Genomic DNA, 17,598 nt, shown 5'->3' with positions numbered 1-17,598 from the left:
GGCTTAAGATTTAGAAAGGAAGAGATCGATGAGTTGTTGTGCCAAAATACGGGGATTCAATTCTCCGGATTTGGCCTTTGGCTTCTCAGTTTCAAGCTTTTGTCTGACTTGAGAATTCTTGAGGAACACCTGCCCGAGAAGATACTGAACTTGATCTTCCAGCCAGGTTAGTCTTTGGCTGGCACGGTTGCTATCCCAAAACCCTGAAGCCTTCATCCTCTGCTCATATTCCTGTAGATTTTCCCAAATTTGCTCCAATCCAAATCCCGTCAGAGAGCTAGCCAATAAAACTTGAGGATACCAGCTTTTTTCTGCCTCTGGAAAAAGATGAAGCGCATTTTGATAATTGGCTTTGGCCTTTTTGGCAGCGTCCAGATTCTCTCCATCAGCCTTGTTGATCACCAAAAGATCAGCCATCTCCATGATGCCTTTTTTGATGCCCTGAAGCTCATCACCCGCACCGGAAAGCATCAGCAAAAGGAAAAAATCGACCATATTCTTTACGGCAGTTTCACTTTGCCCCACCCCTACTGTTTCCACCAAAATCACGTCAAATCCTGCCGCTTCGCAAAGAAGAATTGACTCTCTGGTTTTGCCGCTGACACCTCCCAAGGTACTTCCTGAGGGGCTGGGCCGAATAAATGCCCGCTTGTCGGAGGAAAGCTTTTCCATCCGGGTCTTGTCTCCCAGAATACTACCTTTGGTCAGCTGACTGCTCGGGTCCACCGCCAATACTGCTACCCTTTTCCCTTGATTTAATAGCCAACTGCCAAACGCTTCGATAAAGGTGCTTTTCCCTACTCCAGGAACACCCGTAATCCCTATCCGAATGGACTTGCCGGTGTGAGGAAGTAAATCCTGAACGAGACGGGCAGAAAGCTCCTGATCCGAATCCAGAGCACTTTCCACAAGCGTGATCGCCTGACTCAACACCACCCGATCTCCGGCTAGAATCCCCTCAAGAAAAGTATCAAAACTTAGTCTTTTTCTCATGGCATAGATGGTAAAAAGCGGGATTCTCCCATGGGTGTTTTTTCGTATTGGGCGAGGAGCAGGGACTTAAATTCCTCTGGAAAATAGGGTTCGGTGGGAGAAAGATCGATTTTTTGGTTGAGTTCTTGGGTGAAGAAAAAGACCAAGGTCTTCCCATATTTGGTATGGGGCTGGGCATCTGCAAAATCCTTCATCCAAGATCGATCCTCGTCCAAAGCCCGAATGGCATAAACCCGGATGACCGGCCCGGTATTGTTTTCATTTCTGTAGAATGCCAGTTCCTCATATTTGCCTTCAAAAGCAGAAAGACCGGGTTGAGAAAGACTTTCACTGGTGATTTGATACAATAAAAAACACACTAAGGCGCTCAAAACATAAAATATCCACTTGTTGTTTTTCATTTTCCGGGTGAAAGCAAGGATTGTTCCTTTATGGCAGTAATTTAGCCCAAAATTCTGAAAATGGGATTCGAGTACATCAAAGCACTCCATATCATATTCGTGGTCACCTGGTTTGCTGGGCTGTTTTATATCGTCCGCTTATTCATCTACCAAACTGAAGCACTGGAGAAGCCCGAGGCCGAGCGAAAAATCCTAAAACCCCAACTGGATCTGATGGCCAATCGACTTTGGTACATCATCACCTGGCCCTCGGCGGTTTTGACGCTGATTTTCGGAATCTGGGTTTTGACCTACAGATGGGGATACATGCAGTTGGGCTTCATGCATGCCAAACTTGCCTTTGTGTTGCTTTTGTATGTCTACCATGGTTTATCCCATGTTTTGTACAAAGAACTTCAGCAGGGCAAAGCCCGATGGACCTCTACACAGCTGAGATTATGGAACGAAGTTGCCACACTTTTGCTTTTTGCTATAGTATTCCTGATCGTACTGAAAAGCACCCTCAGTATGGTTTGGGGAATCGTTGGGTTGGTAGGATTGGGAGTTTTACTGATGCTGGGCATCAAGATTTATAAAAAATACAGAAAAGATTAAAACATGAAATTGATTCGAATACTGCTTGTTTTTGGAGTGATCTTAGGAATTATCAGCGCTTGTTCTTCCGGAACCGAATCCGGCGGGGCCTCCATTGAGCTCCCTATTTTGGGAGAAAGGTATGTAGATGACAATCGGGACACCGTTTACCATCAGATCGCTGAGTTTTCTTTCATCAATCAAGTGGGAGACACCATCACCAATGCAGATGTAGAAGGAAAAATCTACGTAGCGGACTTTTTTTTCACCACCTGCCCTACCATCTGTCCCATCATGAAAAAGGAAATGCTCAGGGTGTATGAGCAGTTCAAAGACAATCCCGATTTCAAAATTTTGAGTCACAGCATCGACCCGACGCATGATACCCAGGAAGTGCTGAAGGATTATGCGGAAAAACTCGGAGTGGAAGATGCCCAAACCTGGAATTTCCTAACGGGTGATCAGGAGAAGATTTTTGAAATTGGGCAAACCAGCTACCTGACCACAGCGATGGCCGACCAAATGGAGCCCGGAGGATTTCTTCACAACGGAGCATTTTTATTGGTCGATGGGCAAGGAAGAATCAGAGGAGTCTATGACGGCACCAAATCAGACCAAGTGGATCGATTGCTCAATGACATTCCCAAACTGTTGAAGTAATGAGAAGCACTTTCTCTTTCCTTGTCTTATTTCTGTTAATCATTGGTTGCAGCCCCAAGTCGACCAATGACGAAAACACGCTGGCTCAGATATCTGATCCGGAAGTGATGAAATTTGCAGTGAACGGAAAAAGGCTGTATGAAAATTATTGCGCAAACTGCCATCAATCTGACGGCAAAGGATTGGGAAAATTGATCCCTCCGCTTCGGGATGCGGATTATTTCAAAGCGAGTATTCATCGCACAGTATGGATCATCCGAAATGGGCAAAAGGGGCAAATCACAGTCAATGGCCAAAAATACGATCAACCCATGCCGACCAATGCCCAGCTAACTCCATTGGAAATTGCACAAATCACCACCTATCTCTATAATATCTGGGGAATGAAGGAAGGAGTAATTTCTGCTTCGGATGTGGAAAAATACCTTCGAGAATCTCCCGATGCCTACTGAAACTACTGCTTGATTAGGGAATCGGCTTTATTGAGCACATTTTTGATGTCCTCATTTACTTTAGTCACCTTGACCATTTGATCCTCTAAGTAAGCTTTGACTTCCTCAGGGGTTTTCTCACCGTCTTCGACCTCGTATTGTCTCATCCAGACAAACATCCCCTCATAGGCTTGGTCCAATTCAGCAGCGAGTGTTTTCAGTGCATCGATTTTTTCCTGATTGGGTTCCGGACTTACGGACAATTCTTCCACCATCTGGAGAGCGGTTTTTTCCAGAGATTTGAGTTGTCCCATTTTGGGCATTACCTCATCATGAACTGCGATGACTTCTTCTCTGAGCTTTTTATTAGCCTCAACTTGCTTATTACCACAGGATTGAAAAAGAAAGGTCAGGCCAAAAAGCAAAAAAACAATGGAGTATTTCATATTGGAAGATTTTCTATGACAAACATACAATAAAATCTTATTTTAGTTAAAGTTTAACTTTCAAAATTTAGTCTATTGATAAATCGCCTTCCATTGGCTAATTTTGATTCAAATTAGAATTCTATGAAACCCTTTTGTTTTGCGGACGGCTCGATCATTGATTCCCAGACGGCAACCCTTCATCCCATGGACTTGGGGCTAATCCGCGGATATGGGATCTTCGACTTTTTCAGGACTGTAGATTACCAGCCTTTATTTTTGGAGGATTATTTGGATCGATTTATCGCCTCTGCAGAGAAAACTTACCTTCCTTTACCTCTAGGCCGAGAAGAATTGAGAAGTGTAATTTTTGAACTGATTGAAAAAAATGATCTGCAACAGGGCGGATTTCGAATGGTATTGAGTGGGGGCGTTTCGGATAATCACTTCTCTCCCGCCGATGGAAAACTATTCATCTTTGCAGAATCTCTGGATTTCCCTTCAGAAGAAAAGTACCAAAACGGAATTAAGCTGCTTACCCTTGAGTATGTCAGACCCATCGCCGAAATCAAAACAACAAATTATACCCTGCCTGTATGGCATAGTGTCAACTGGAAAAAGTTGGGTGCTGAAGATGTCCTTTATCACTGGAACAGATGGGTCAGCGAAAGCTCAAGAAGTAATTTTTTCATTGTAAAAAATGGAGTAATCCACACTCCTGATCAGCATATCTTGCATGGAATTACCCGAAAGCATTTGTTGAAACTTGCCCAAAATGCCATCATTCGACCGATTTCCCTGGAAGAAGTTTGGGATGCTGACGAAGCCTTCATCTCCAGTACCACCAAAGTCCTATTACCAGTAACTCAGATTGACGAGCGAAAAATCGGTAACGGAAAGGTAGGTCCTGTCACCCAATCCATTTTGGAAAAATTCAGAGCCTTGGAAAAAGTAACCGTGGCCCAATAAAAAAAGCTCCTTTTGGAGCTTTTTTTCTTATTCGAGGATCAATTCTGCATCCTTAAGAATGTACATCAGCTTTTCAGGGTCAGAAGCATTCAAGGTGAGCTTCCCTTTTACCTTGACTCGCTTGGAGGTGTATTTGATGGGTTTGCTCAGCATCACTTCCATCACTGTCTCTGGTCCTCCCGATCCACAGAAAAAACATTCTGCAAGAGGAAGACTCGACAGAATAATATGGTCAGGCTTGAACATCCCCTCAAAAGGGATAATGAATCCGTCTGCTTCCACCACTTTACCTTCTAGCTTGGTAATATTTTCAGAAAAGACCGGAACGTATAGCTCCCCAAATTGGTCCTCACTGATTTTGTAAGAAACCTCGGACAGATTTTTCCATACGCCCTGAGCTTTTACTCCCTGCATCCCAAGCAGGACAAACACCATCATGAGGATACTTGCAGACCACTTTTTCATTGTATTCAAATTCAAATTTTACCCTATTTAAGCTTTTGTCAATTGCTTTGCAATACTGGTCTGATAAGCGGACCAAGCAGGTATAGCAGAGGCAATAATACCTACTCCTAACGCATAAGCCACTATCCAAAGTTCTTGTTTAAGAAAAATCCATGGCTCTAGGGAAGAAGTCATCATCGGGTCTCCCTGACTGATCAAGAAAGCCAAAAAGCCATGACCTAGGCCGATGCCGATCACTGCACCTAAAAAAGTCAACAGGATTCCCTCCAAAAAGACCAAAATCACCAGCTGCATGCTCGAGGCACCCAAGGCCCGAAGAATAGCAAGGTCATATTTTCTTTCCTTCAGAGAATTGTACAGAGCGATAAAAATCCCCAAACCTGAGACTCCGATTAAAATAAAGGCAATCCCCTGCAGCAAACTGATCCCAATACCTAACAACTCAAACAGTCGGGAAATCTCAAAAGATGGAGAGGCGGCTTGCATGGAAGTACCCGAATTGATCATGCGGGGAAGTTGGACTGCCGCCATAGGGCTTCGATACTGCACCAAGACAGTAGTCACTTCTCTTGTTTCCTCTGTCTGAGGAAAGCCGGTCTTGGCCACAGGATGGTGAAAATGGTCATGATGTGTTTCTTCCTCATGATGTTCTACACCCTCTTCATCAGCTTCTTCTTCTCCGCCTTCTTCATCGTGCGTATACCAAACAGACTCAATGCTCGTCAAAACCAAGCGGTCTACCACATTTCCCCGGGGGGACAAAATACCTTTTACAATGAAATTGTGTTGATCATGGTCATGGCTTCCTACGCTGATTCCATGACTTCCCGAAAACTCACTTCCGAGGGTCAACCCGGATCTTTTCGCCACTTCGGCTCCTAGCACTACTTCAAAGGGTTCTTCCCAAGCTTCTCCCTCCCCAAATTCAACTCCATACAATTCCAGATAGTCGTGATTGGTACCGACAATCCTATACCCTTGATAGTTGTCCCCCAATGCGAGCGGAATCACATTTTTCACTAAACGATTTCTGGAGAGCCGCTGTGCCTCATCCATGGGAATATTTCCGGTAGGAAAATCAATGTGATAGACTGAGGATAATATCAACTGAAGCGGACTGCCTTTGGCTCCCACCACCAGATCGATCCCTGCCGCATCCTGATTCATTTTCTTTTCAAACTGATCTTGGATCAAGAGCAAAACAGTAATAATCGCCAAGCCCAAGGCCAGAAGAAAGACATTCAGCCCCGTGGAAAGAGGTCTGAACGTGAGGTATTTCCAGGCTATTTTGAAGAGATTCATGAGGCTTTGACTTCAATAAAGTTGGGAATATGCTGCTTGACACGCTGATCATGAGTTACGATAATCAGCGCTGCGCCTATCTTTGAGGCTTGGGTCTGAAGCAAACGGATGACTTTTTCCGTATTGCTATCATCCAGGCTAGAGGTGGGTTCGTCTGCAAGGATAAGTTTGGGAGCATTAGCCAAGGCCCGAGCAATGGATACCCGCTGAGCTTCCCCTTCACTGAGGGTAAGCACGGAGGATTTGGCCTTTTCGGCAATCCCAAGATCCTTCAAAAGATCGTTGGTCTTTTGTCCCTCCTTTTTCCCAAAAAAATGAGCGAGTTCCAGATTCTCTCGGACATTCAGTGCAGCCAGCAAATGAGGCTTTTGGAATACAATCCCGATATTTTTCCCTCTGAATAAATCCAACTTCTGCCCTTTCAACTCATTGATTTTGACTCCGTCCAGTACCACTTCTCCGGATGCAGGACTCAAAAGTCCACCAAGAAGGTTGAGAAGGGTTGTTTTCCCGGAGCCTGAATTCCCCAAAATCAACAGAGATTGACCTGAATCCACATTAAAATCAGGAAAACGAATGGACTTTTGCCCGGGATGGGCAAAGCTTAAAGACTTGGCTTGTAAAAGCATAATTTATTTGACTGGAATAGTGACCCGAAAGACAGTGCCTTTGTTTTGTTCGCTTTCAAATTCAATTTCTCCCTGGAGTACTTCCATGCATTTTTTGACAATAGAAAGCCCCAAGCCGGATCCTTCGATGATCCCGACGTTCTTGGCACGAAAAAAACGGTCAAAAAGTTGGCTTTGTTCCGATTTTGGAATCCCGATTCCTTTATCTGCAACCTTTGCTTTCAGAAAGCCATTTTCGACAGACAGCTTAAATTCTACTTTCCCTTTGTCCTTCGAGTATTTTACGGCATTGGAAAGGAGATTTTCCAGCACTTGATAGACCAATTCAGGATCCGTAGTGAGGGTTTTGGGCATCTCTCCAATCTCCGAATTGATGGTGACATCATTCTCGATACCTGCTTTGACCGTATCCATAACTTCCTTTACAAATGCCCCCATAAATACTTTCTTAGGCTTAAACTCCAGCTTGTTTTCGTCAGCTTTTCCAAAAAACAATATACTGGTCAGTAGATTATTCAAAGCACGGACTGAATTTTCAATTTTGAAGGCATGCTTGGTAATCTTTTGCCTGAAAGGATGATCCTTTTCGGCATAGATCTGGAGCAGCTGTGCAGAGCTCAGGATAGAGGTCAATGGAGTTTTGAATCCATGGGATACGTTCAATACAATTCGGGATTTGAGTTCGTTGATTTCCCGTTCTTTTTCGAGGGCTTTGGTCAGTTCTTTATTGGCTTCGTAAAGTTCTGCTGTTCTCAGCTTTACCTTTTCTTCCAGCTCATTGTTGAGCTTTTGGAGCTCTTTTTCTTTCCTGTCTTTAAAAATAGCCAGTTCGATCACCATGTTGAGCTCACGGATATTGAAAGGCTTGATGACATACGCACTCGGGTTGGTACCGACTACTTTGTTTAGTGTCTCGGCATCCGAACTAGCGCTCAGGTAAACAACAGGGATATCGTATTTTTCATTGATAATTTCTGTCGTACGGATCCCATCCAGCTCTCCGGCCAAATTGATATCCATCATCACGATATCGGCCAGATTGTCCTCCAAGATATCCAAAGCTTTTTCTCCAGAGTCGGCAATCCCGATGATTTGGTGGGCATTTTTCTCCAAAGCTCGCTGGAGCAGCAAAGCGGAAACAGAATCATCCTCAACTATGAGGATTTTTAGTGTAAACATAAGGTTGGATTCTTGGGTCTGATGAGGGCCAAAATACAAAAATTAATCTTTTGGCAAGGGGATTTTCACCTGAACCCGCGTTCCTTTAAACTTATCACTCCAAATGGAAATCTTGCCCTGAAGTAGTTCCACCAGATTTTTGGTAATGCTCAGCCCAAGTCCGGTACCGTCAAAAAGACGGTCATTCCCAGTACTTTCCTGCTCAAATGGATGATACATCTTATTCTGAAACTCCGCAGACATCCCCACCCCGGAATCCTCCACTTCCAAAATCAAATCATTGGATTCCCTGTAGACCTTTACCTCGATTTTGCCTTCTTGAGTGTATTTGATGGCATTTCCGAGGAGGTTATTAAATATAATCTCCATAAACCTCCGGTCTATTTTGGCAATAAAATCCTCATTGAGAAAATTCATTCCCAGATCCAGCTTTTTTTTGGAAGCTGAGATTTTGAGCGGTTTGATAAGGGATTCAAAGAAAGGATGGATTTGAGTCGAAGTGTAGACCACGGGCATTTTGTTGGCCTCGATTCGGGCCAAATCCAAGAGCGAATTGATCGTTCCCAAAAGACGTTCCCCGCTTTGAAGAATAATCTCTACCAAATCCGAAATCTCGGAATCCCCCTTTTTGAGTAAAAGGATTTGCTCGGCTCCCCCAATGATGCCATTCAGTGGAGTCCGGATTTCATGACTGATATTGGACAGCAGGCTGGTTTTGAACCGATTGGCCTCCTCTGCCCTATCCTTGGCCAGTTTTAGGTTTTTTTCGGCCAGTTTTTGGGCCGTAATATCCTTGAATACGCAAAGGATAAGCTCTTTTCCAGAAAAATCAGATTCAAGAAGCACACAATATACCTCCATTTCCAAAGCCCCTGATTTCCAATCCATTCGGGTTTCCAGTGAAACTCCGTTTCCCGGATTCTGTCGGATTTTGGCCAAAACATTCAATAATTCCACCCTGAGTATAGAATTCGGAGTCAGGAGTTCGGAAAAAGAAGTGTTTTCAAGAAGAGGCACCTGTTTGCCCATCATCTGAGCAAATGCAGGATTGGTGGTAAGGATATGGTCCTCCCCTAAAAACAAAACCATGCCGTCCTGAGAACTATTCCAGACATTTTTGAACTGCTGCTCTGCCAAAAATTTATCCCGGTTTTTTTGGTCCACTTCGGATTTGAGCACCCCCAGATTTTGAATCTGCCTAAAAACGACACTGATAAGAATACCTATCCCCACCAGAATCAAAACCGCGAGAACCAGAAAAAGAGGCTGCAGATAAAAGGGCCTTTTGATCCGAAAAAGGGAGGATTTGACAGAGGAGGAAAAAATCTCCCCATCGTAGGAAGCTTTCAGTTCAAAGACATAATCGCCTGGGGGTAAATTGGGAAAAAACAGCTCATTGGATCGGGGATCTCTGACTACTTCCCAGGGTGTATCCTCTGAAGTAGCCAACCGATAATGAACGAAGAGCTCCTTGGATTCATTGAATGCCGGTGCAGCATAGTTGACCCTCAAGGCATTATTTTCATGGGACACTTCAAAAGTCCCGTCTACCGAAACGTCTGTATCTCCAAGTATTGCGCTTTTGATGTACAACTCGGGAGCGATTTCACCATAAGCCTCCTGTTCCGGAAAATAAATAGAAAGGCCTTTGTGGGTGCCAATCATCACTCTTCCGGATTGGGCCTGAAGAAGAGCTCCACGATTGACCTCATCCCCGACCAATCCACCTGCTTCATTATAATTGGTCAGTTTGCCATCGGAGATGATGAAAACTCCATGATCAGTACCAGCCCAGATTTGGTTTTTCTTGTCTTTCATAAGCACAAATACCGGGTGGGTGATTGTTTTACCTTCGATAGTGAAAAGGCTCAATTCCCTATCCTTGTAAAGCTTCAGCCCGTATTCCGTCCCTATCAAAACCTCATCCGAACCCAATTCCAGAAAGTCATAGCCTTCTGCCAAAACAAACTTTGAACTTTCCACCACGGGATGTTGATTTTCCAGTCGGCTGGCTCGCATGACGATGAATTTCCCATTGGACAATCGACCGGACTTTCGCTGAAAAATCGTCACATCACCCAAAAGCTCTTTGATTTCACCGGTCAGTTCCTTGCCATAATTCCCCGTTCTCAAGGCTTCGAGAGAAGTATGGAATATTCGCTCCGAATTGGTGAGAAGGGCACTATCCCCAAGGATCGAGATGGAAGAAATATTGACACCCCGCGGTGGAGGAATCATCCTGATTTGCCTGGTAGTCGGGTTATAATAGCCGGTCCCTCCCCAATTGGCAGAAAACCAAACTTCACCTGAAGGTGCTTTTGAGAAATTGATAATTCGGTGATTGGGATTACCCTGGATATTGGCATCTCTGAGCAGAGTCTTTATTCCGGACCTGTTAAATCGCTGAATCCCATTATTAAATCCAAAAAGGAAATCTCCCGGTTCCAGTTCGGTAATTGCAGTAATCTCCTCTCCCAAAAACTCCAAAGATTCCCCACCATAATTTTGAAATGCCTGACTATTACTGTTTGCCAAGCCCCTGCTACTTCCCACCCAAAGTATCCCTTCTCGGTCAATAAAGAGGGTGTGAATGTAATTGGATCGAAAAAGGTAAAACAAATCCAACATCAGAGGTCTTCCTCTTGAAGGTTGGTATCTCTTAAACTGGGAATTGTAGTGGTAATAAACGTAATCTCCCTTGAAGGCTAGAGAAAAGTAAGGTGAGCTAATCACTTCAGGATTGGTAAAATCCTTATCCAGAATTTCTTCAGGAGAATCCGGAGTCTTCCCCCTCGCCAAGAAACTATTTCCCAAAAAATAAAAATCTCCTGAAGGACCCTGCCTTACAATTGCGGGAAAATCAGGAAGAGCTATTCCTTTGAGATTAAAGTCCTTTAGGTAGCCATTTTCCAAGACGTAAACCCCTTTTTGAAAAAACAGGATATCTTTTCCATCCCATCTCAATGCAGAAGAGAGACTACCCATGATCCCAATATCCCTTGAAATCACCTTTTTTTCTGTCTCACCCTGATTCCAATAGATCAGTTGAGAGCCCGTATCGACAAAAAGTCTTTTCTGACTGCCTTTCCCCAAGGTAAAGAAGCGTATTTCGGAAGAAAACTTGGCCGTGACTTGTGGAGGAAAATCCACCTCAGACCATCCTGACTTGGTCCCCTTCAAGACTACAGGTACTCCACTGGCATTGTAAAGCCAAAAATGCCCCTCCTCATCCTTGTGGATAGAAATCCGAAAGGCAAATTTCCGAAGAAGTGAATCTGTCAAGTCATAGGTTTGGATACCATCTGAATAAACCACCCCTCTGGAGGTAGCAAACCACATCTGACCAAGGGTATCTTGCTCAATCTGAAAAACAGTCTGGACAGGAAGTCGAACTCCCTTTGGCTGAAGATTAAACTTAAAGCTCTGGGCAGAGGTGGGGGTAAACCCGATAAAAAGACAAAAGCAGACGCTTAATAGGTAGAAATATCGCCACAGCATAGGACTAAAATCTGAAAAAGATTCCTCTTCCCAAATTCATTGGAGAATGTTTCGCTTTTCTTTTGTCAGCGGGTGGTTTCTTTTATTTTTGTGCCAAACTTAAAAAAGCGCATCGATGAGTGTACTAGTCAATAAGAATTCAAAGGTTATCGTCCAGGGATTTACCGGTTCTGAGGGATCCTTTCATGCCCAGCAAATGATCGAATATGGCACCCAAGTAGTAGGAGGTGTAACTCCTGGCAAAGGTGGTTCCACTCATTTGGAGAGACCCGTTTTCAATTCCGTGGAAGAAGCTGTTCAAAAGACTGGTGCTGATACATCCATCATTTTTGTGCCACCTGCTTTTGCTGCTGATGCGATTATGGAAGCTGCCGACGCAGGGATCAAAGTGATCATTGCTATCACTGAAGGTATTCCGGTGGCAGACATGATGAGAGCCAAGCCTTATATCAAAGAAAGAGGCTGTGTCCTTGTAGGTCCTAACTGCCCAGGCGTAATCACTCCGGGAGAAGCAAAAGTTGGCATTATGCCAGGCTTTGTATTCAGACCAGGTCGAATCGGCATCGTTTCCAAATCAGGAACCTTGACCTACGAAGCTGCTGATCAGGTAGCAAAGGCTGGCTTAGGGGTATCCACTGCCATCGGTATCGGAGGTGATCCTATCATCGGAACCTCTACCAAGCAAGCAGTAGAAATGTTGATGAATGATCCTGAAACCGACGCGATTGTCATGATCGGAGAAATCGGCGGTAATTACGAAGCAGAAGCTGCCAAATGGATCAAAGAAACAGGAAACAAAAAACCTGTAGTTGGCTTTATCGCAGGACAGACAGCACCTCCAGGCCGAAGAATGGGACACGCAGGTGCGATCATCGGAGGAGCAGACGATACAGCTGCTGCCAAAATGAGAATCATGAGAGAAAATGGAATTCACGTAGTAGAATCTCCTGCAGAGATCGGAGCTACCATGGCCAAAGCTCTAGGAGTAAACGCCTAAACCGGTTTTTATCAAAAAATAATTTCCACCAATCATCCAACCCAAGCCTCGGAAAATACTCCGGGGCTTTTTTTTGACATATTTTCTTGGCCTTTTGTATCTTCCTGTATGCAAGCTCCTCACCCCTTGGTTTCTGACCAGTTTTACTCAAAAAAGGTAAAAGACCTTCTGGTAAGAAGTATCCGATGGGTAACTCCCGAGACTTCAATCCAAACCTGCGCCCAATACATGGCCCAAGAGCAGGTCAGTTGTCTCTTTATCGGCTACCAAGCCAAACAGCTCATTGGATACATTACAGACTTGACTCTTCGCGATCAGGTATTGGCGGTGGGATTGGACCCCGGGACGAAGGTAGAAATGATAATGGAGAAGGATCTGATCAGTATCTCTCCGGAGTCCAGCCTTGTGGAAGCTCTTTTGCTGATGTTTCAATCCAAAGCTCGGTATTTGCTGGTAGGCAATGAACAGGGATTTTTGGGATGGATAAGCCGAACCAAAGTCCTCACCGAACAGAGTCAAGGCCCCTTCATGTTTATTCAATCGGTGAAGGAAGCCCGGCAATATTCCGAACTCCGGGAAAAATGGCAGCAGATGCCTGACCTCATCCATTTGTTGATTTCCAGAGGGATGAAGGCTGCCTACGTGAATCAGATTATCACCACCGTGGCTGATACGATTTCCCAAAGGGTCATCGAGCGGGTAATCAAAGCATTTGGCCCTCCACCGGCCCCCTTTGTATTTTTTGTTTACGGAAGTGAGGGAAGAGGAGAATTGACTCTGAAAACAGACCAGGACAACGGCATCATTTATGCCGACAAAGCCAATGAACATCGGGAAGAGGTAAGAGCCTATTTTCTGGAATTTGCCACTCGGGTATCTACTGCTCTCGATGAAATAGGTCTTTCTTTTTGCGATGGAAACTTCATGGCCATGAATCCCAAATGGACACACTCCCTCTCCCATTGGAAAAACAACTACTTGCAGTGGGTCAGCGATGCATCTCAGGAGACGGCTATGAACTACTCCACATTTTTTGATTGCAGAGGAATATATGGGGATTTGTCATTAATAGAGGAGCTAAAAAATCACATGGCCAACTTAATGGATCAGGCATCCGAACGCTTCTTTCTCAGTTTGGGTCAAAACGCCCTTCAATACGAGCCCCCGCTGACCTTTTTCAAAAGAATAAAAACAGAAGATATTGACGGAGAAAAGCAGCTCAATCTGAAAAAAACCATGCGGCCGATCGTGGACCTGGCCCGGGTTTATGCCCTAAAGCATAAGATCACAGAACCCAATACCATTCGAAGAATTGAATTACTGAAAGAAAAGGGCGTATTCTCTGAGAAAGAAGTTCAGGAATTGACTCATGCTTTTGAGTACCTGATGAGCCTAAGACTAGAAAGCCAAGCCTCCTCTCTTTTGGAGTCCCATACTGCCCCTAAGAACTACCTTTTGGTCAAGACACTCACAAAAATCCAACAAGTCACCCTGATTGAGATTTTTAAAGTTATTGAAGAATTCCAAGCAAGAATCCGAATTTCCTTTACCAGAACTCTATAATTTTTTTATGGAAAGGATACTTTTATAATTTTTTTAAAAAAGTTTATTTTTATTCGATAAAGTTTTTTATTTTTGTTTGAAGTTTTAATTTCGGATAAATCGGAATTAAAACTGTTCAAAACAGGGGTTTTATTGGCTTTACCTAGAAAAGAGAAATAAAACCCGAAATAAAATTTGGAAAACTGCCGAAATAACTCAATTCACACCTAATCCATCTTTCCTACATGCTCAGTAAGTATCCACTATCCGATGTTGAAAAAGCCTTTTTGGCAGAATCAGGAGTAGACAAGATTTCCACTCTGATTCCTTACCTGACCGTAGACAATTTCCCCAAGCTGGGCTTGATGACTGCTTGCCGTTTTTTGGAGTGGGCAGCTGCCAATCCCGAGGGAGTTATCAGTTTGCCAACAGGTAAAACTCCTGAGTTTTTTATCAAATGGACACAATACCTGCTTGAGAATTGGGATGCGAAGAAAGGGAAAGAAATCAGGGAAAAATACGGCCTTGGATCCACCAAAAAGCCGGTTTTGAAAGACTTGACTTTCGTGCAGATCGATGAGTTTTACCCCATTTCTTCCAAGCAACACAACAGCTTTTACGACTACGTCAACAAGTTTTACCTGCAGGGTTTTGGACTGTCCAAGGAAAAAGCAATTCTGATTAATTCAGACGAAATCCCCCTCTCAGGAGGCAAACACTTCAGTGAAGTTTTTCCTGATCTCAAAGTAGATCTCAGCTTAAGATTCAGAGACCCTGCAAACGAACTGGAAAAAATCCAACAGGAATCTATTTACATGATCGACCAGTGGTGTGGGGATTATGAGCAGAGAATTCGGGACTTGGGAGGAATAGGCTTTTTCTTGGGAGGAATTGGGCCTGATGGGCACATTGCCTTCAATACCCGCGGCTCACACCTTTACTCTGTCACCAGACTGACCGAGACCAATTTCGAAACTCAGGCGGTAGCTGCAGGAGATTTGGGAGGAATTGAAGTATCCGCCAATAGGCTGGTGATCACGATAGGATTGGACACCATCGTATATAATAAAGATGCAGTAGGCATCATCATCGCAGCCGGGGAAGCCAAAGCCGGGATTGTAAAGGACTCCCTGGAGACCAAAATGAACAATGTCTATCCTGCTACTGTGCTTCAAAAGCTCAAAAATGGCCGATTCTACCTGACCAAAGGAGCGGCAGTTAAGCTTACCGATTCTCTGGATGCTTACTACGAGAAAGGCGAATGGACTTTTGAAAAAACCGAAAGATCCGTCATCGAGCTTTGTAAAAAGCTGAATAAATATGGGCATAGACTCAAGCTTTCAGACCTGAAAGCAGATAAATACACCCGCCTAATCCCCGGCCTATCTGAAGACACGGTCAATCAGGTGATGAAAAGTATTGAAACAAAGTTGAGCAAAGGCTTGGAAAAGGAAACTGACCAAGTTCTGCTTCACACAGGCCCGCATCATGACGACATTTCTTTGGGTATTCTGCCCCATATCACCAATCAGCTCAGCGAGCCGACTAACGAAGCCCATTTTTCAGTTCTAACCTCAGGGTTTACGGCGGTGACCAACACCTTTGTCATTGATACCTTGATTTATACCCGCAAACTTTTGGATGAGGGTAAGATTCAAATGGTAAATTATGAGGACTTTTTCCAAATCGGATATAGTCTAAAGACTGACAAAGACGTCTACCACTACCTGACCAACGTGGCCTCCGAAAATGCAGATGCCAGAAGAAGAGGCCTTTCTCATAGAGTAGTTCGCGCCTTGGTGATCATCTGGTCTATTAAAAACAAGGCTCAACTGCGCGAGACGATCAATGATGTAATCAGCATCCTCAGAAACTCTTACGATGGGGAGAAAAATCCATCCAAGATCCAAACCCTCAAAGGAATGATCCGGGAGTTTGAAGAGGAATTGGTCTGGGGCTATTTTGGGGTACAAGTGAAAAATGTGCACCACCTAAGATTGGGATTCTATACAGGGGACATTTTCACTGAACAACCAGATAAAAACCGGGATGTAGAACCAATCGTGGAAATGTTCCGAAAAGTAAAGCCTACAAAGATTAGTTTAACGCTTGATCCAGAAGGTTCCGGTCCAGACACCCACTATAAAGTACTTCAGGCTACTGCAGCGGCTGTTAAAAAATGGGGAGAAGAACACGACACAAGCAAGTTGAGAATCATTGGCTATCGAAATGTCTGGTTCAAATTTGAACCTCACGAAGCCAATGTCATCGTGCCGGTATCTTTGGGAGACATGTCGGTAATGGAAGATTCATTTACCAACTGCTACCTCAGTCAGGTTAATGCCTCCTTCCCGAGCTACTCCCACAACGGCAAATTCAGTACTGTGGCTCAGAGAACCTGGGTGGGTCAGCTCAATGACATTCAGCTATTGCTGGGCAAAAACTATTTCTACCTGCACGAAAGAGCGAAAGTAAGAGCGAGTCATGGATTGATATTCTTCCGGGATATGAGCGTGGATGAGTTTTTGGCTACGGCCCGAGAGCTGGAGAAATCCATCGAAGGAATGCTTTAAATTAAGCCTTCCTTAGGAAGATACTACTTGATAAAATAAACCTATTAAATAACCAAAGCCTATGGGAAAGGCCATTCTGGGATTGGATATCGGAGGCACCGGAATCAAAGGCGGTGTCTTGATCGAGGGGCACCTTGAAGATATCCGATCGATTCCTACTCCTGCCATGGAGAGCAAGGAATTCATTTTGGAGACGATCGCAGACTTCATCCAATCCTATGAGTCCCATGAACTTTTGGGAATCGGAGTGGGCATTCCCGGGCTTGTAGAGACTGAGGCAGGTGTTGTGATCGGGCTGTCCAATATTCCTTCTTTTCAGCATGTAGAGCTGAAAAAATTCCTCACTGAACGATTTGGACTTCCTGTTTTTGTAAACAATGACGCCAATTGCTTTGCGATCGGCGTACACAAATTCGGAGTGGGCCGACCATTCAAAAACTTGGTTGGCATTACCTTGGGCACAGGGACAGGAGGAGGAATTGTCATCAATGGGCACCTCTATTCTGGCGTCAACTCTGCCGCAGGAGAATGGTGCAGTGCTCCCTATCTAGACAAAAACTTCGAATACTACTGCAGCGGGAAGTTTTTCCAAAACTTTTATTCCAGCAAGCCCAAAGCCTTAGCTAAGCGAGCCTATTCGGGTGATCCTGAAGCTATCCGTGCTTTTGATGAGTTTGGCACCCATCTCGGTGAATTGCTAAAGATGATCTTATATTCCCTAGCACCAGAAGCGATCGTCCTAGGCGGATCCATACGCAAGTCGTACCCGCTTTTCAAAAAATCCATGTACCGTTCGCTTGAGTCTTTTGCCTATCCTACTGTTCTTGAGAATTTAAAAATTCTCATTTCTGAGCTGGACGAAACCGCAATTCACGGCGCTGTGGCCTTGGTGGATGTGGAAGAAGATTTGGTAAGAATTCCTTAATCTGTCTTTTGCCAACATCCAAGCTCAAAACTCTGG

Annotated in this window: 16 protein-coding genes; 8 read left to right on the top strand and 8 right to left on the bottom strand. The window is 44.3% G+C overall.

The window, feature by feature from the left end; all coding sequences use genetic code 11:
- Positions 1-3: 3 nt before the first annotated feature.
- Positions 4-993 carry a methylmalonyl Co-A mutase-associated GTPase MeaB gene (gene meaB / locus AAA938_RS07460; RefSeq protein WP_338228006.1) on the bottom strand — a complete coding sequence of 330 codons (990 nt, stop codon included), beginning with the start codon at positions 991-993 and terminating at the stop codon, positions 4-6.
- Complete coding sequence (locus AAA938_RS07455; protein WP_338228005.1) at positions 990-1,394, bottom strand: hypothetical protein; 405 nt, start codon at positions 1,392-1,394, stop codon at positions 990-992. Before AAA938_RS07455 ends, meaB begins: the two co-directional genes overlap by 4 nt.
- A 60-nt stretch (positions 1,395-1,454) precedes the next feature.
- On the opposite strand from AAA938_RS07455, the gene AAA938_RS07450 reads away from it, so the two are divergent.
- Genes AAA938_RS07450 through AAA938_RS07440 form a run of 3 tightly spaced genes read left to right on the top strand, consistent with a single transcriptional unit; the run spans position 1,455 to position 3,079 of the window.
- Positions 1,455-1,988, top strand: a complete 534-nt coding sequence (locus tag AAA938_RS07450) for a CopD family protein (protein WP_338228004.1) — start codon at positions 1,455-1,457, stop codon at positions 1,986-1,988.
- Between the two features lie 3 nt (positions 1,989-1,991).
- Positions 1,992-2,627, top strand: a complete 636-nt coding sequence (locus tag AAA938_RS07445; protein ID WP_338228003.1) for an SCO family protein — start codon at positions 1,992-1,994, stop codon at positions 2,625-2,627.
- The gene (locus tag AAA938_RS07440; protein ID WP_338228002.1) at positions 2,627-3,079 is read left to right on the top strand and encodes a c-type cytochrome; all 453 of its coding nucleotides are present in this window, start codon (positions 2,627-2,629) and stop codon (positions 3,077-3,079) included. Before AAA938_RS07445 ends, AAA938_RS07440 begins: the two co-directional genes overlap by 1 nt.
- A 2-nt stretch (positions 3,080-3,081) precedes the next feature.
- Here AAA938_RS07440 and AAA938_RS07435 read toward each other — a convergent pair whose 3' ends face one another.
- Complete coding sequence (locus AAA938_RS07435; protein WP_338228001.1) at positions 3,082-3,504, bottom strand: hypothetical protein; 423 nt, start codon at positions 3,502-3,504, stop codon at positions 3,082-3,084.
- Between the two features lie 123 nt (positions 3,505-3,627).
- Here AAA938_RS07435 and AAA938_RS07430 point away from each other — a divergent pair, with 123 nt between their 5' ends.
- Positions 3,628-4,452, top strand: coding sequence for an aminotransferase class IV (locus AAA938_RS07430; RefSeq protein ID WP_338228000.1), 825 nt, complete (start codon positions 3,628-3,630; stop codon positions 4,450-4,452).
- Positions 4,453-4,479: 27 nt separating this feature from the next.
- Here the strand turns inward: AAA938_RS07430 and AAA938_RS07425 are convergent, their stop codons facing one another.
- From AAA938_RS07425 to AAA938_RS07405, 5 genes are read right to left on the bottom strand one after another with little or no spacing between them, the layout of a single operon-like run.
- Complete coding sequence (locus tag AAA938_RS07425; RefSeq protein ID WP_338228134.1) at positions 4,480-4,890, bottom strand: hypothetical protein; 411 nt, start codon at positions 4,888-4,890, stop codon at positions 4,480-4,482.
- A 54-nt stretch (positions 4,891-4,944) separates the two neighbouring features.
- Positions 4,945-6,219, bottom strand: coding sequence for an ABC transporter permease (locus AAA938_RS07420; RefSeq protein ID WP_338227999.1), 1,275 nt, complete (start codon positions 6,217-6,219; stop codon positions 4,945-4,947).
- Positions 6,216-6,848 carry an ABC transporter ATP-binding protein gene (locus AAA938_RS07415; protein WP_338227998.1) on the bottom strand — a complete coding sequence of 211 codons (633 nt, stop codon included), beginning with the start codon at positions 6,846-6,848 and terminating at the stop codon, positions 6,216-6,218. Before AAA938_RS07415 ends, AAA938_RS07420 begins: the two co-directional genes overlap by 4 nt.
- A 3-nt stretch (positions 6,849-6,851) precedes the next feature.
- On the bottom strand, positions 6,852-8,027 hold the full coding sequence (locus tag AAA938_RS07410) for a hybrid sensor histidine kinase/response regulator (RefSeq protein ID WP_338227997.1): 1,176 nt from the start codon (positions 8,025-8,027) through the stop codon (positions 6,852-6,854).
- A 42-nt stretch (positions 8,028-8,069) separates the two neighbouring features.
- Positions 8,070-11,525, bottom strand: coding sequence for a sensor histidine kinase (locus AAA938_RS07405; protein WP_338227996.1), 3,456 nt, complete (start codon positions 11,523-11,525; stop codon positions 8,070-8,072).
- A gap of 115 nt (positions 11,526-11,640) precedes the next feature.
- On the opposite strand from AAA938_RS07405, the gene sucD reads away from it, so the two are divergent.
- From sucD to AAA938_RS07385, 4 genes are all read left to right on the top strand, one after another.
- The gene (gene sucD, locus AAA938_RS07400) at positions 11,641-12,522 is read left to right on the top strand and encodes a succinate--CoA ligase subunit alpha (RefSeq protein ID WP_338227995.1); all 882 of its coding nucleotides are present in this window, start codon (positions 11,641-11,643) and stop codon (positions 12,520-12,522) included.
- Positions 12,523-12,630: 108 nt separating this feature from the next.
- Complete coding sequence (locus tag AAA938_RS07395) at positions 12,631-14,085, top strand: DUF294 nucleotidyltransferase-like domain-containing protein (RefSeq protein WP_338227994.1); 1,455 nt, start codon at positions 12,631-12,633, stop codon at positions 14,083-14,085.
- A 224-nt stretch (positions 14,086-14,309) separates the two neighbouring features.
- Entirely contained in the window at positions 14,310-16,637 is a 2,328-nt protein-coding gene (locus AAA938_RS07390; protein WP_338227993.1) for a glucosamine-6-phosphate isomerase, read from the top strand.
- Positions 16,638-16,698: 61 nt separating this feature from the next.
- On the top strand, positions 16,699-17,562 hold the full coding sequence (locus AAA938_RS07385; RefSeq protein WP_338227992.1) for an ROK family protein: 864 nt from the start codon (positions 16,699-16,701) through the stop codon (positions 17,560-17,562).
- Positions 17,563-17,598: the final 36 nt, after the last annotated feature.

Source organism: Algoriphagus taiwanensis, assembly GCF_036245645.1.
Lineage (GTDB): Bacteria > Bacteroidota > Bacteroidia > Cytophagales > Cyclobacteriaceae > Algoriphagus > Algoriphagus taiwanensis.
The sequence above is the reverse complement of the archived record's forward strand: the minus strand, read 5'-3'. Positions and strand labels throughout refer to the sequence as shown.